Origin of the sequence: Streptomyces mangrovi (assembly GCF_900114215.1) — a bacterium.
Taxonomy (GTDB): Bacteria; Actinomycetota; Actinomycetes; order Streptomycetales; family Streptomycetaceae; genus Streptomyces; species Streptomyces barkulensis.
The window spans coordinates 76,292-91,428 of record NZ_FOSG01000022.1 but is presented as its reverse complement, the minus strand read 5'-3'; the positions used below and the strand labels follow the sequence as shown (position 1 = coordinate 91,428).

9 protein-coding genes and 3 pseudogenes are annotated in these 15,137 nt (G+C 63.7%); 8 read left to right on the top strand and 4 right to left on the bottom strand.

Annotated elements, in window-relative coordinates; translation table 11 throughout:
- Positions 1-4: 4 nt before the first annotated feature.
- The 7 genes and pseudogenes from BM237_RS24320 to BM237_RS24290 all read left to right on the top strand — a co-directional run.
- Positions 5-679, top strand: a complete 675-nt coding sequence (locus BM237_RS24320; protein ID WP_139238164.1) for a hypothetical protein — start codon at positions 5-7, stop codon at positions 677-679.
- A 6-nt stretch (positions 680-685) separates the two neighbouring features.
- Positions 686-5,167, top strand: a complete 4,482-nt coding sequence (dpdJ, locus tag BM237_RS24315) for a protein DpdJ (protein WP_245794001.1) — start codon at positions 686-688, stop codon at positions 5,165-5,167.
- The gene (gene dpdK / locus BM237_RS24310; RefSeq protein ID WP_139238163.1) at positions 5,164-5,691 is read left to right on the top strand and encodes a phospholipase D-like domain-containing protein DpdK; all 528 of its coding nucleotides are present in this window, start codon (positions 5,164-5,166) and stop codon (positions 5,689-5,691) included. The genes dpdJ and dpdK overlap by 4 nt, the downstream gene beginning before the upstream one ends.
- A complete protein-coding gene (dpdD, locus tag BM237_RS24305) occupies positions 5,681-7,723 on the top strand; it encodes a protein DpdD (RefSeq protein ID WP_093851858.1) in 2,043 nt (680 codons plus the stop codon). The genes dpdK and dpdD overlap by 11 nt, the downstream gene beginning before the upstream one ends.
- A gap of 270 nt (positions 7,724-7,993) precedes the next feature.
- Positions 7,994-8,328, top strand: a pseudogene (locus BM237_RS30120) (helix-turn-helix domain-containing protein); the annotation flags it as partial.
- 73 nt (positions 8,329-8,401) lie between these two features.
- Positions 8,402-9,581, top strand: a pseudogene (locus tag BM237_RS24295) (IS3 family transposase).
- 42 nt (positions 9,582-9,623) lie between these two features.
- Positions 9,624-9,829, top strand: a pseudogene (locus tag BM237_RS24290) (transposase); the annotation flags it as partial.
- Positions 9,830-9,937: 108 nt separating this feature from the next.
- Here the strand turns inward: BM237_RS24290 and dbpB (BM237_RS24285) are convergent.
- Genes dbpB (BM237_RS24285) through BM237_RS30115 form a run of 4 tightly spaced genes read right to left on the bottom strand, consistent with a single transcriptional unit; the run spans position 9,938 to position 13,984 of the window.
- Positions 9,938-11,041, bottom strand: coding sequence for a DGQHR domain-containing protein DpdB (dbpB, locus tag BM237_RS24285; RefSeq protein ID WP_093851857.1), 1,104 nt, complete (start codon positions 11,039-11,041; stop codon positions 9,938-9,940).
- A gap of 32 nt (positions 11,042-11,073) precedes the next feature.
- Entirely contained in the window at positions 11,074-12,294 is a 1,221-nt protein-coding gene (gene dpdA, locus BM237_RS24280; protein WP_093851856.1) for a tRNA-guanine transglycosylase DpdA, read from the bottom strand.
- Positions 12,291-13,424 carry a DGQHR domain-containing protein DpdB gene (gene dbpB, locus BM237_RS24275; protein ID WP_093851855.1) on the bottom strand — a complete coding sequence of 378 codons (1,134 nt, stop codon included), beginning with the start codon at positions 13,422-13,424 and terminating at the stop codon, positions 12,291-12,293. The genes dpdA and dbpB (BM237_RS24275) overlap by 4 nt, the downstream gene beginning before the upstream one ends.
- Positions 13,421-13,984, bottom strand: a complete 564-nt coding sequence (locus BM237_RS30115; protein ID WP_245793997.1) for a hypothetical protein — start codon at positions 13,982-13,984, stop codon at positions 13,421-13,423. Before BM237_RS30115 ends, dbpB (BM237_RS24275) begins: the two co-directional genes overlap by 4 nt.
- A 456-nt stretch (positions 13,985-14,440) precedes the next feature.
- On the opposite strand from BM237_RS30115, the gene queC reads away from it, so the two are divergent.
- Positions 14,441-15,136 carry a 7-cyano-7-deazaguanine synthase QueC gene (gene queC / locus BM237_RS24265; protein WP_093851853.1) on the top strand — a complete coding sequence of 232 codons (696 nt, stop codon included), beginning with the start codon at positions 14,441-14,443 and terminating at the stop codon, positions 15,134-15,136.
- Position 15,137 lies beyond the last annotated feature (1 nt).

Below are 15,137 nucleotides of genomic sequence, written 5' to 3'. Positions count from 1 at the left end.
TAGCGTGACGGTTCTGGAGAAGGCGCAGGAGCTGCAGAACACAGCCCGCAGCATCTCTGAAAGTCAAAAGGAGCGAGACGACCAGGAGCGGGTGCTCCGCCGTATCGATGAGGTGCGCACAGCGTTGCAGGCAGCGATTGTGCAGCAACGGACCGCGGTACTGCTTCGCGAGCGCACCGGCCAGGCTCTGGACATGTCCGGCTTCGACACGGCACGGGCCAAACTCGAATCGAAATCGCGCGGCGGCCTGCCAGGCGACCAGGCTTTCGTTGGTGCCAGGCGCGCCTTGGAGGCGTTCACTAGCGAGTTGAGTGCCTCCCTCAGACAACTTTGGAAGACCTGGGCCGTCGCACGGATCCAAGAGGTCTCCCCCGCCCGCTTTGTCGCCCTTGGCCCCGATGAGCGACTGGAGGCGACTGAGCTCTATGAATCGATGAAGACCAAGGCAAACCGACCCAAGGTCGACAGCGCCACCATCCTCACATTCTGCAGTGACCGCGACACGCTTTCAGCGCTCCTTCAGGATGCGCCGGCCGATGCACCGCAAGGCCTCCTCGAACTCATCAACCGACTGGATGCCGGCGGGGTCACTCTTCGCGAACTCACGGACGCGGACATCGCACTGCTGCGAGAGTATGACCAGGACAATTGGTACACCATCACTCGGAAGGCGAACTGACAACCTGTGGCATCAACGACATTGCGCCGCAAAATTTTAGGGAAGGCACTCACTGCCCTGGAAGAGCGGGAATTGCCTCTTCTTGAATGGGGTGTCACCGACGGCGTGCTCTCCGAGGAAGAGGTTGGGGATGCTCTGTGGTCCTTACTTGACAAGGACGAGGACGCGGCATCACTGTTCTATGACGCTGACCAGTTGAAGAAGGCGCTGCTCAATCAGCAACTTCTCTTCTATGTCCCCTTCGGTGGAGCCGAGCGGTATCGGACACGGTTCGCCGAGGGGGTTCGGCTGACTGCCTGTCTGCGGCGAATCTTCGGCCCCTGGCCTGGTAATCCGCTGCAGGCTGACTGGTGGGAGAGAGGCAAGCCTCTGGTCGCCGACTACCGCCTGCACGTCTCCGAGCGCCACTATCCGAAGCGTGAGGTCTCGGCCACGCAGGCGATCGCCGAGATGGAGGCGACGGCGGGGTGGACTGGGATGCATTCCACGGTCGCCGGGGTGCTGATCGGTTCGTATGTCCTCTCACGTTTCCAGGTCGACGCCACCAAGGCCGTCACCCGTTCCTTGGCTCACGGGGATTCGCGTGGCGTCGTGGTCGGGGCCGGCACGGGTAGCGGCAAGACTCTCGCGTTCTACCTTCCGGCCTTCGCGGCGATGGCCAACCACAAGGGCACGGGGGTGCACACCCTCGCGCTCTATCCGCGCATCGAACTGCTGCGTGACCAGTTGCGTGAAGCGATCAAGAACGCCCTTGAACTGCGGTGGCGAGGCCTGTCCAGTCCCACGATCGGCGTGCTCTACGGGCGTACACCGCCCTCCAGCGATGACGTAACGCACGGAACCTATATGTGGGCCGAACAAGGAGGGGCCCGCGTCTGTCCCTATCTGACGTGTCCGACCGGGGACGGCGGCGCCATGCTCTGGTCCGACCAGGACAGAGTTCGCAACATTGAGGTGCTGCGGTGCTCGGTGTGCAAGGAGGGGGAGATACCTGACGGGGCCATGGCTCTCACCCGAGAGTCGATCAATAGGGTTCAACCCAAGCTGCTCTTCACCACGACGGAGATGCTCAACCGCAACAGCACGGGGTCGAAGTTGAGCAGGACTCTCGGCTGGGCGGGGCACGGTCCCCGTATCGTCCTGCTCGACGAGGTGCACACCTACTCCGATTCCACGGGTGCCCAAACAGCCCTGCTGCTGCGGCGCTGGCGTCACGCGCGCCGTGGCCCCGTCACCTTCGTCGGGCTGAGCGCCACCCTGCGTCAGGCTGACCGCTTCATGGCGGAACTCGTCGGGCTCCCGGCGGAAAGCGTCACTCTCATCGAGCCACACAGCAGGGACATGGAGTCGGAGGGCCGCGAGTATCACCTCGCGCTGCGCGGTGACCCATTGTCGGGTACGAGCCTTTTGTCCACCACTATCCAGACGGCGATGCTCCACGGGCGTCTCCTCGACAGGAATCGGTCGGCAGGCACGACGCTGCACGGGACCAAGGGATTCCTCTTCACCGACGACCTGGATGTCACCAACCGCCTCTATGACGACCTGCGGGACGCAGAGGGCGGGCAGTACGGAAAGAACCGCAGAAGGCGGGATGCCGCAGTCCTGGCGGCCCTGCGTTCCACAGACCTGCCGGCCGAAGAGGAGCGTTTTCTCGCGGGCCAGTCCTGGAACCTTCCGGAGTTGATCGGGCACAACCTCAGCGCCGACCTGAGCCAGAGGCCGTTGAGGATCGGCCGGACTTCCTCCCAGGATGCGGGCGTCGACACGGACGCCGATCTTGTCGTCGCAACAGCCTCTCTCGAAGTCGGTTTCAACGATCCCAACGTCGGACTGGTGGTCCAGCACAAAGCGCCTCGCGATCCGGCTTCCTTCCTGCAGCGCCGGGGCCGGGCCGGACGTGAGAGGGGCACGCGCCCGCTCACGATCGTTACCCTGTCCGACTTCGGCCGAGACCGGCTGGCCTACCAGGACTACGTGTCCCTGTTCGCTCCCGAGGTAACCCCTCGCACCTTGCCCGTGCACAACCGCCACATCATCAAGATCCAAGGTGCTCAGGCCTTCATCGACTGGCTCGGCAGCCGACTGCGTAACCGCAGGCTGTGGGTCAGCGCTCGAACGCTGGCGACAGGAAACACCTGTCCAGACTATGACAATAAGCAATTGCCCGCCGCCCGGCACGCGATTACTGAGGATCTGGAGAAACTCCTCGACGGGGACGACACCCTCCTGCGCTCCCTGGCCAACTATCTGCGAGGCGCGCTGCGCCTGAGTCCCGACGAAGTGCAGGCCCTGCTGTGGGAGCAGCCCCGGTCTTTGCTGCTGGCAGTCGCTCCGACCCTCTTGCGACGTCTTAAGGTCGGCGCATCGCCGATCCATCAGGATCCTGGCACGGTCGACCGGAAGGCTTTTCTGCCCGAGTTCGTCACGACCTCGCTCTTTGCTCCGCTGAATCTTCCGGAGGTGAGCTTTGATCTCCCCTTCGCCACGTCCGACGACGAGGACAGGCTGCCCGTAGGCCGCGCGCTGCGGGAAGCTGTGCCCGGCCGTGTCAGCCGCCGCTTCGGGTATCGCGATGACCGCCACCGCACGTGGCTGGAGGTTCCCACCGGGGTCGATGATGCCGTGATCGAACTGGGGAGCATTCTCGACGCGGCGGAGCGGCAGGGCCGTTGGGACACCGGCCGCACGGATGTGCAGACGGTCGAGGTCACTCGCCCGCGGCGGATCAGACTTGCGCAGCCGGACGAGGAGATCGCGACCTCCTCGCAGGGCATCCCCTTGTGGGCCACCCAATTCGTGGACAACCATGCGGGCCCGCCTGTTGCAGCGGACGTGCCCAAGGTGCCCGAGTGGCGGGATCAGGTGCTGTCCATCGGGTTCACCACTCACGCCTCCGGCAACCCCACTGAGGTGCGTCGGATGACCTATGGCGCTGTGGCTGAAGTGATCAAGGGCAAGCCGGGTAAGCGGCACAAGGTTCAGGTCAGCTACGTCCTCGAGGGAGCGAGGGCAGCCATGGGCTTCACCTCGTCCGTCGACGCCGTCCGGATTCAGATCAAGCCCCTGGACCTCTCTCTGCCGGGCGTGGTGGAGCATTTGAACTCTCCCCAGTGGCGTTCGAAGGCGTTTGTGAACACCGTTCTGGAGGACCAGCGGATCGCTGAGGCAGCCAACTCATTCCAGCGTGGATGGTTGTCTCTGGTCTACCTCTCCGCGTTCGCGCTCGAGGGGTTGGAAGGCACCAAGCCCGAGGCGATTCACGCGGGACTGTCGCAGGGCGCCTGGCGAGGCAGCATCACAAAGGTCATCCCGCTGCTGTACAGGCAGGATCCCTCTGCCTCGCCTGCGGACGTCGGCAGTCCTGCCGACCGCGTCATCAGCGAGCTGCAGGAACTCAGCCAAAACCCCGATATCGTAGCCGTGCTGGACGACGCTGGCTCACTGCTGTTCGGCGAGAACCTCCGCGACCGCACAACTGACCTGGCTCGCCGCGCCTACCGGGACACCTTGGCCGCCGCGATCCTGGAGGCCGTGACCCGAGCCTGTCCCGACGCACGCGACCAGGACCTCACGCTCGACGTGGTACCGGGTACCGGTTCGGCACCGGATCATATTTGGATCAGCGAGACGTCCGAGGGCGGACTCGGCGTGGTGGAGAAGTTGGCGGAGACCTACGGGCGCGATCCTGCACGCTTCTGGAGCCTGGTGAGCACGGCTCTGCGTCCCAACAGCTTCGAGCAGACCGATGTACGGCTGACGAATCTGCTCCGTCATGTGGTGGAGGGCGAACCCCACGGCGAGTTGGCCCAGGCGATGAGCCAGATGCGCACTGCGACGTCGGCTCAGGACAGCAAGGACGCACTGCAACGCATACGGTCCGCCTGGAGCCAACTGGATGGTGCGCCGCGGCACGGTGATGTCGCATCCCTCGCGATGCGCGTGCTTCGCCGCGGCTCCGACAGCCTGACCGACGCGACGGCCCTTGCCCTGGTGCAGGCATGGGATCAGTTGGAAGAAGTAACCGGGATCGAGGTCGACTCCCGGGTCATCGCCTACGCCGTAGGCGCGTCCAAGATCCAACTGCCCCACAAGATCAGCCCGGACCAGGCCTTCAGCATCCTGTGGCCCCGGGGTGACCAGGCACGGAACTACCATCTGGACTCCTACCAGCCCTACCGTGCGGTGGACAACCCACAGATCCTGGATCGGCTTCTGGCAGCCGCCGTGCACACGCAAGCATGGCCGCGCCTGGATGCCACATCGCCGGATTGGCCTGCCATGTATGCCCAGGTGCTCTCGTCGCATCCTGCCGCAGAAGTGGTTGTTCCCCTGGATCGGCCCAAACTGCTGCGCCATGTACTGCTAAACATCCCTGCCCTGCGCGTGGACCGTGGAAGTCTCAAGCTGTACGGCGAGGTGACCCAGGTGTACAGGGACAACCGCGAGGTCGTCGTGAAGGCCGTCATCAAGGAGTCCGAGCAGTGACTGTCTCCCCTCGTACGCTGCGCACCAATGCGCGCAGCGCCCTGCGCGCGGACTCACTGATCAGGACAGCACTGCTGGCTCAACTGTCAGCGCCCGGCGGTGAGGTCTGGCTGGTGTCTGCATGGGTCAGTGATGTGGACCTGGTCGACAACGCTGACGGCTCCTTCGACTACCTTCTGGGCGAAAATCCCCCACTGCAGTGCCGACTGTCCGACCTGCTGCTGATGCTGGCGAACAGCGGTACCGCCGTGCGCGTGGTGACCCAGGACGCTCCTGCGAACGCACTCTTCCTCGAGCGCCTCGCCTTGGGCCGTGACGAGAGTACGGATCTGGAGGTGTTCCTGGACCAGGTGATTCACGAGAAGAGCTTGGTGGGCCCGGGCTGGATGTTCGAGGGCTCCATGAACTTCACGCGCAACGGCCTTGCCCGGAACAAGGAAAAGATCACGTATTCGTTGGACGAACCGGCTGCGGCGCAGGCAATAGTGGACTACCAGCATGAATGGATGGCACGTGGCGTCTGAGGAAGAAGCAGCAAGACAGGCGGCCAGTACACAGCAGTTCGTGGACCACTTCCTTCATCGGGACCGCAACGATGCTGGTAAATACCCGAGCGGCATCACGCTGCTTCGGGATGCGGCCGTCAAGTACCACAAGTCACCGATGGTGCTGCCATGGCTGAACGAGAAAACGCAGCGCATGGCCTACTACGTGATTCCTCGCCAGCGCGAGGAAATCACTGCTGTTCGAGACCTCCTGGTGGCGTTTGTCGGCCCCTCCTTTGCGAAGTACGGCTACGACGTGCCTGCCGCGCTCGACAAGCCGCATGAGGCTGCGATCCTTAAGCGCTACGGGGCAGGGAGCACCTTCGTCATCCAGGCGACCACCGACACAGACGAGAGGAGGGGCCTGAGGACTGCGCTGGAACGCATGGTGGAAGTGGTGGAGCGGGCCCCCGTGCGGTCCTGGTCCGCGCCCAAGCCCTTGGGGCGTCTTCTGGCGGATTTCGAGGCAGCCCTCCTCAGCGGTGCACCACAGACTGCCCAGGCTCTTCTTCAGCAGATCGACCACCAGGGCGGCCTCTCGCCGGCCAACGTCAAACACCTGGAGATCAGGCTCCTGGCCGCGCAGGGAAAGGCGAACGAGATCCTGGCACTGCGCGGGCTACGAGAAGTGCTGCTTCAGGACCCGCCGGTTCCGGTGAAGGATATGGTGCTGTCGGCTCTCTTCACGGCGTACATCGAACCCGCGCTTGCTGAAGGAGACCTGGCTCGCGCCGTAGATGCGCTGAAGGCGCCCGATAGCCAATTCTCGTTGCTGACAGACGGAAACCTGCTGACCCTCAGCGAGCAGGCCATCACGGTGATGCTCGTCGGCATGCACGGACGAGGTGATAGGGCGGAACTCTCCCGCAGCATCGCACTGCTCGATGCCGAGGGCCGCGGAGACACCGTCCCTGAGGCGCTGGCCTCGTATCGCCGCCAGTCGGTGCATGCGGACACCGTGACAGCGGAGCCGGCTGAGATCGAGCCGGTAGCCACAACGGAGCCCGAGCCCGAAGAGACGCCGGGCAAGGCGCCGCTCAACACATGGGCAGAAATAGTCAAAGCTGTCGCCCAGGGCGACAAGACTGCCTTCGAGCTTTGTCGCAGAATGGATGTCCGTCGAAGCGACATCCCGATCCAGGTGGAGGCAGTGTCGGACGCAGAAATGGCAGGCGTCTTCGCTGACCTCACCGACCCCGAGTACGAAGCCGTGTGGCAGTACGCGCTCGGGCCGTTTCTGCAGGAACTCGCCCGTGTAGAGGTCTTCTACCCGCAGACGCTGACCACGGTCATGCGAAGCATCGTGAACCAGCGCTGCGACCCTGCGAACCTTGCTGTCCTGGACCTCCTTTTGGAACTGTTTCTCCGTACCGCTCCGAACGCTCAGGAGTACACCGAATTCCTGGAGCAAATGAGCATCGGATTCGACCAGTGGGTGGCACCAGAGACCGCCGGACAAGCCCTCGACTTTGTCGACCGACTGGCGAACTTTGCTTCACCGGCACCCAAGGCCCGTATTCAGACCGCCCAGCTGCTGCTGGCCCCCCTCCGTGTCCATGCACGGCGCCTCGATGAGGCATACCTCTCCACGGCCCACTCCCTCAGTGATGAGCTTGGTCTGAGACTGGAATGGCCAGAGCGAGTCTCATCGGAAAGCGCCGAGAATAAGCCCATTGTAGGAGCGGCGCAGATCCTCATTTACGGCTTGGACGAAGGTGTACTTCAGCGCGTCCAGGAGCGAATTATCCAACGTTTCCCCCGGGTTAAGGTGGTGATCTCGGCAGAGAAGGTCGCGTCTCGGCATCTGAAAGACGCAGCGCGCAACTCAGACTTCAGTGTGATGATCACGCAGTGCGCCGCACACGCGGCGACCAACTGTATTGGACGGTACGCCAAAGAAGTCGTGTATCCCCGGGGTGCAGGTTCGGCATCTGTAGCTCACGCAGCCATCAATGCTTTGTACGACTTGGCGACCCGGCAGCAGGAGATTTCCACACGACGAAATCGATAAGGTCTCGGGTGTAGACTTGAAAAATACCCTCGGTGAACTGATGAGTCGGGAGCCCGATGTACTGGCCATCCGCAGATTATGCGATTTGTGTCAGCAGGCACAAATCGTATGGGGGTGTTCTGTAGAGCCTCGGCGCAAGCGAGTGACGTTTGTTTTTGGCCTCGACACCCCGTGGTCGTGGATGCGTTGCAGCATCGCTTCACCTACTGAGGTTGAACTTGTGGTGTCGTAAGGGCTGATGGTCCTTGACCCCCGCGGTATGCCGGTGGGATGCGGTATCCACAAGGCGGCGGCCTGACCGCCGAACGGCAGCGGTTCCGCGAGGGGTTACGACTCCAGGCGGCCGAGCGATTCGCCCGGGGTGGGACGAGCGCGGTGATCGCCCGTGAGCTGCGGGTCAGCGTGCGGTCGGTGCAGCGCTGGCGCCGGACCTGGGCCGAGAACGGTCCGCGAGCACTGCGCTCGCAGGGCCCGGCGTCGCTGCGCGGCTGAGCGAGGAGCAGTTCGCCATTCTGGAGAAAGAGCTGGCCAAGGGGCCGGCCGCGCACGGCTGGGAGGACCAGCGCTGGACCCTGAACCGTGTGAAAACGGTGATCGGCCTGCGACTGAGCTGACCCCGGTTTCGTGGAGTCCCTGAAGCCAGGCTTATGATCCTGGCCCGAAGGAGAAACACGAGCAGTGCCAGCACCACGTAAGTACCCGGACGAGCTCCGTGAGCGGGCCGTCCGTGAGGTCCGCACGACCGGCCGTCCGCGAAGGACCTGGGCATCCACAAGGAGGCCCTGCGTGGCTGGGTCCGTCAAGCGGAGGCGGACACCGGCGAACGCGACGACCGGCTGACCACCGCCGAGCGGGAAGAGCTGAGGCGACTCCGTCGGGAGATCGCGGAGTTGAGGCGGGCGAACGAGATCCTGAAGGCCGCGAGCGCGTTTTTTGCGGCGGAACTCGACCGTCCCCGGACGAGGCCGATCAGGTGATCGATCACCTCAGGGACAAGGGCCTCGGGGTCGGGTTCGCCTGCCGGGTGCTGGGGCTGTCCGAGTCGGCGTACTACGCGCGCAAGAAGCGGCCGAAGTCGGCCCGCCGGCTGCGTGACGAGCAGCTCATGCCGCTGATCGAACAGGTCCATGCCGACTCCGGCGGCACCTATGGCGTCCGCCGGATCACCCGCGCACTGCGGCGCAAGGGCGTCCACGTGGCCCGCTGCACCGTCGAGCGGCTGATGGCCGAGCTGGGCCTCGAAGGCGTCATCCGCGGCCGGCGGCGCCGCACCACCGTGCCGGAGCCGTCAGCCCCCAGGCCGCCGGACCTGGTCGACCGTGACTTCACCGCGAGCCGGCCCGATCAGCTCTGGGTGGCCGACATGACCTATGTCCGCACCTGGTCAGGCTGGGTGTACGTGGCGTTCGTCCTGGACGTCTTCTCCCGGACGATCGTCGGATGGCAGGTCGCGAACCACATGCGGACCGAACTTCCGCTGGAAGCACTGGAGACGGCGCTGTGGAGACGCCGGATCAAGAAGGACTCCGGGCTGATCCATCACAGCGACCGCGGGTCGCAATATGTGTCAATTCGCTACACCGACCGGCTCGCCGAGATCGGGGCCGCCGCGTCCGTCGGCTCGGTCGCGGACTCGTATGACAACGCGATGGCCGAGGCGCTGAATGGCACCTTCAAGGCCGAGCTGATCGAGATGCAAGGACCGTGGCGGGACGTCGACCAGGTCGAGCGGGCGATCTTCCAGTGGGTCACCTGGTGCAACGAGGAACGGCTCCACTCCGCCCTCGACTACGTACCGCCCGCCGAGTACGAACGCGACTGGTGGCGACAACAGCAAGCCACCCCGCAGTCCGTCTGAAACAAGATCACCGGACTCTACGAAACTCGGGGCAGCTCAACTTACCTGCCGCCCTACACGCCCGACCTCAACCCGGTCGAAGGGATCTGGTCCCTGCTGCGGTGCGGCTGGTTGTCCAACACCGCCTTCGCCACCCCCGAGCACCTCGTCCGGCGCATCCGGCGGGGACTGCGCCACATATCCAGTACCGCAGCGACCTCATCGACGGCTGCCTGGCCGAGACTGGCCTGACCATCAGACCCGGATGAATCCCTACGACATCACGAGTTCAACCTCAGTAACTCGCCGCTGTCGAGGGCTGGCAGGCGCTGGCCAGTTCACCGCACCCTAAAGGGCACGGTGAACGCGGCTGGCCGTCAGTCCCGTACGGCGCGGACCAACAGGTCGGTGAGCAGACGGACGTCGTTGGGGGTGTTTTGCAGCCCGTTCCAGCGGCGCTGCTCACCGTCGCCGAAGCGCCACATCCCGGACGTCCAGGCGGTCACCGGCATCAAGCTAAGGATTGCTGCTCGGACCCGGTCGCAGTCGACGTCTTCGGCTGCCATGCCATCGGTAAGGGCATCCATGACGAAGCCCATGGCCTGGATACCGACGCCGTGGGTGAGGCGGGACTGGCGGGGCGGGAGTTTCCAGGCGTCGCTGAAAGTCTGCTGGACGATGGTCCAAAAATTGCGCAGGTGCTCCAGCATGCGTTCGACATCGCCGGAGCCGTCTTCGGGGTTACGGTATTGGTAGAGGGAGCCTTCGAAGAGGCTGTGCTCCAGCATGCGCAGCAGGCTGGTGTCCTTGATGTTGCCGTCGGGTGAGGTGGGACTGGCCACGCGGCCGTAGAAGGGGCCCTTGCCGTCGGTGTTCAGCCGGGTCATCAGGTGGGCGGGGAGTCGTTTACGGGCGTAGGAGGGGGGCAGATGTCCGCTAGTTTCGGGCAGCAGTTCGTGGATGAGCCCCTTGGGCAGTGGCTTGGTGTTGTTGACCAGGATGAACTGGGAGCGCTGGTCTTCTTGGGTATCGGCGATGAAGCCGACTGCGGCGACGGGGAACTCGGCCAAGTCGGCGTCGCGGATGGCAGCGCTGCGCTGCTGGCCGTCCACGATAAGGGCTGCCTTGTCCTCGTCGGGGAGAGACTCATCGACAGGGATGACCAACTCGCCGGGGACGGAGTAGTAGACGCCCTTACTGCGGCGCGCTGTAGTCTCGAAGCGAACCGTGTCATCGAGGGCCAGCACCAGGGCGTTGGGGAGCATGGCATTGTCGGACTCGAGGTAGCGGCGGATTCCGCGGATGTGACTGAGGACCTCGGGCCGCTGGTAGCCCTGGAGGGTGCTGCTGTCGTCCCGGCGTACGCGGGAGACGGCTGCGAAGCTGTGCAACTTCTTCCCGTCAACGGCGAAGCAGTAGATTTTTCGGTTGCCCTGGCGTACTTCCAACGCTGGAAGCCTTAGTTCATATCGGTCAGCCATCTAATCTCCTGAAAAAATGAAATTTTTCGTTTTTACGTGAAGCTGAGAGCGCGCATTTTAGCCTCGAGCACGGTCAGATTGTGGAAACCGCGACGCTTATTGCGTTCCGATCCTCGGAATATTGCGATCTCGATTCCGTGCTTTTTACACAGGGCGCAGGGGCAGGTGCGCCAGGGTGCGTCGCTCAGGGTGCGCTCGTAGAGTGCAAGATAGCTTTTCTTTTTCGGTCCGAGGACGAGGGATTCGTAGGTTTCCAGAGCGCCGAGAACCTCCTCAAGGGGTGTCTCTTCGCGGTCGAATTCTCGCAAGGTGCGCAGGCAGGCGCGTTCGGCCGCGATGGCCTGGGACTGGGAGATACTGCCGGACAGGATGAGCCGTTTGAGGGCGGGGTTGGCGTCGACTTGAGGAACCCTGATGGCCGTGTAGGAGTCAGTGGCGGTGTGGTAGTTGTTGCGGTCGTCCATGAAGGCTTGGCGGAAGGCCGAGGTGCTGTCGAAGCTGGTCACACCGTGACGGGCGAACTGTTCCATGCTCTCGACCCGGTTGATGCCGAGCAGGTGCAATTCGGTGTCGGGGTTGCGGACGCTGTCGATGGCACGTAGGCAGGCGAGGATTTCGTGGGACTTGAGGGGGACCATACCGCCCAGCGCGATCCGCCGGTATCCCATTTTCTGTAGTTCTTGAACGCTGTGTGTGTAACTGTGAGGGCCCCATCCCTGTGCTGCGCCGATCGGCTGGAACTGTGCGCCGGTCTTCTTGGTGGAGTTGAAGAAGTTTTCGGCGAGTTCCAGGGAGATCTGCTGTCGGTTGACCCAGGCAGCTTCGGGCTCTTGGTCGGATTCTTCAGGGATGTAGCCGAAGATGATGTGGTCGATGCTGATGCCTGCATCGAATCCGCATCGGCCATAGAAGTCGAGGACTTCGTCGACTTCATATGGTGGGTATTCTTCGTCGATGTAGTTGAAGGCGCCGCAGTCGCCGACGGTGGAGCATGCGTCAGGGAGGCGGAAAAATTTCCTCACACCCAGGCGATAGAAGCGCTCGCGCTGTGGGGCAGAGTATTTCCCTGCCCCCTTCATAGATCCGTCGACAACCGCCTTGCTGACAAGGATCCCGTCGTAGGGGATCGGTGTCACGGCCTGGTGGGCGTACACGTCATCGCGCTGGCGGACTCGGTAGGGCGAGTACTCGTCGTTGACGAAGTCGTATGTGGGACTCACTAGGTCTTGGCTATCAGGGAAATAGAATTTCACGCGGCTTTTGCCTTTTCCTGCACATAGATACGAAGGAGGTAGTTCGACAAGGTACTGATGTGACGTGGGTTGTTTTGGAGCTCGTTCCAGGGGATGTTCAGATCGGGCCAGCGCCCCTGGGTCCAGCAGCAGTGGGGGGCGATCAAGTCGAGTTCGGCTCGGGCTAGCTTCCCAGCGTGGGGTGAGGCGGGGTTGATAGCCATCATGACGCGGTCCATGAGACGTCCCATGGAGCGGATTCCGACGCCGTGCATCAGTCTGCTCCTGGTCGCAGGCAACCCCCATGCGTCGGGGAAGGTGTCGCGCACGGCAGTCCAGTAGACGACGAGGATCTGGCGGATGGTGGCGGTGTCGACCGTACCGTTGGACAGGTTCTTATAGGGGAAGAAGACGCCCGAGGCGGAATTGAGGGATTCCTGAATCGCCGTGGTGAGGCTGTTGTCCGTGACGACGGCGTCCGCTTTCTGGTCCGCCGTGGTGGATGGGCGGCGCACCAGTCCGCGAAATGGGGAGTCCTTGTCCTGATTGAGGGCTTCGACCAGGACTGAGGGGAGTTTGCGGGCGGACAGTTTCGTCGGCAGCACGGTGCCGACTTCGGGCAAGAGTTCGGTGACCAGGTTGGTCGGCAGGGGGGAGACGGTGTTGACGCGCAAGAACTGGTCACGTTGGGTTTCCAGGTCTTCGGCGACGAAGCCGGCGATGGTCACGGCCAGGCGGTTGTTGCGGGTGCGAGCCAGGGCGAGACTGCGCTGCTGGCCGTCGACGATCCAGGCTGGCCGAGGAGCGTCGGGGGAATCAGGCACCGGGATCTCCAGCGTGCCGGAGGTGCACAGGCCGTCGCTGCTGCCGGGGCCGGGGCTGGACTTGAATCGCACGGTGGAGGGCAGGGCAAGGATTAGTCCGTTGGGGAAGAGGACCTCCTTGCCGTCGAGATATTCGAGGATCTGCTTGACGTGTTGCTTTTTCTCGGGCCGCTGGTAGCCGATCAATTTGCCCGCTTCGTCCCGAGAGATCCGGGCGACATCGGCGACCTGGTAGACCTCTTCCGCCGCCAAGGTGAAAACATACAGCGGGATCGTGGGGTGCTGCTCGATCCGCAGGGCCCGGCGCTTAAGCACAGTGGAGGTCATCGCTGGCCAATCGTTGACGAGTACAGTCCCGCGAAACGCTTTTGTTCGCAGGCCATTCCCTTGTCTCTCAGCAGGCGTAGCAGGCGAGTACGGGAGGAATCTGGATAGCGGCTCTTCATGTCTTTGATGAAGTCGATCACTTGCTTGTCGGACATCGGGGTACGGGCGTAACGTTCCGGGCGGGCAGCCTGACCAGCCCAGGTCGCCCAACGCTCTTTGGCAGCAGGGGTGATGAGGTGGCCGGGTGTGCAGTGCTGCAGCCAGGTGGCCGCCATGCGGGCGTTGAGGCTGGTGAGGGTGCCGCCCAGGGCGCCGCGCAGGGCGGCGTTGGCGGGAATGCGCAGTACCCCGTTCAGGTCGCAGGCGCCCCCGATGAGCACGGTGCTTGCTCCGCTGGTTGCCAGGGCGAGCAGGTCGCGGTGCATGGCCTGGGCGTACGTCTCGGACAGCACTAGAAGAACTTGTCCGGCAGAAGCTGCAATTTTAGACAAATTACGGCTTTCGTCCATGCGCTGCAAATGATCCCACCAGTCGGCTGCCTGGGAGATGGAGGAAGCCACGGAATCTGTGTGTCGGGGCATGAAAGTGGCCGCGTAGGAGGGTGCGAGACTGGAGGCTGATCGCAGGCCCAGTCCGGCCGAGGCTACATACAGGCGGGGGGCGAACCCGGCCTGGGTTGCGGCGGCCGTCAGGGCTTGCGCGCGCCTCCACTGGTCCCCTTGGTAGAGCTCTGCCAATTCCACCTGCCCCTCGGCGGCGGTGTGGAGGCGGCGTGCCCATTCTGCGGCCTTTTCGGGCAGGTCCGCGGCTGGCAGATTGCGGGCCTGCAGAGCGGCCAGAGGAGGTGAGGCCTTCCGGTCCGTGCACGTGACCACGATGGGCAACTCGTTCACTGCGGCTCGACCTCTGGCTTCCCTAACTCGTCTGTTGTTGTGGTTACTGTAGCCGGTAGTTACAGGGGTAGGCTTCACCTGCCTCAACTGAGGCAACTGGACATCAGACAAGGGAGTGACAGCATGGACCGTCCCGCGATCGTATTGCTGAGCGGCGGCCTGGACTCGACCACGGTGCTGGCCATCGCCAAGGACCAGGGATTCACTCCCTGCGCGCTCAGCTTCCGCTACGGTCAGCGTCACTCCGTCGAGTTGGAGGCGGCTCGGCGGGTCGCCCAGGCCCAGGGGGTAGCCCGACACGTCATCGCTGACATCGATCTGCGGGTCTTCGGCGGCTCCGCCCTGACCGCCGATATCGAGGTACCCAAGCACGAATCGCTTCAGGACACGCCCCAGTCCGGGGTACCGATCACCTACGTGCCAGCCCGCAACACGATCTTCCTGTCGTTCGCGCTGGCGTTCGCCGAGACCGTCGGCGCCAGTGACATCTTCACCGGGGTCACGGCCGTGGACTACAGCGGCTACCCCGACTGCCGCCCCGAGTACATGGAGGCCTTTGCCGCCATGGCCAACCTGGCCACCCGGGCTGGAGTCGAAGGCACATCCAAGATCACGCTGCACTCCCCACTGATCACCCTGTCCAAGGCCGGCATCGTCCGCGAAGGCCTGCGCCTGGGCGTGGACTACTCCCTGACCTCCTCCTGCTACGACCCCGACGACCAAGGACGGGCCTGCGGCAAGTGTGAGACTTGCCTACTGCGCCTGAAAGGCTTCGCCGAGGCCGGCGTGACGGACCCGGTCCAATACCAGAGCGCCTGAG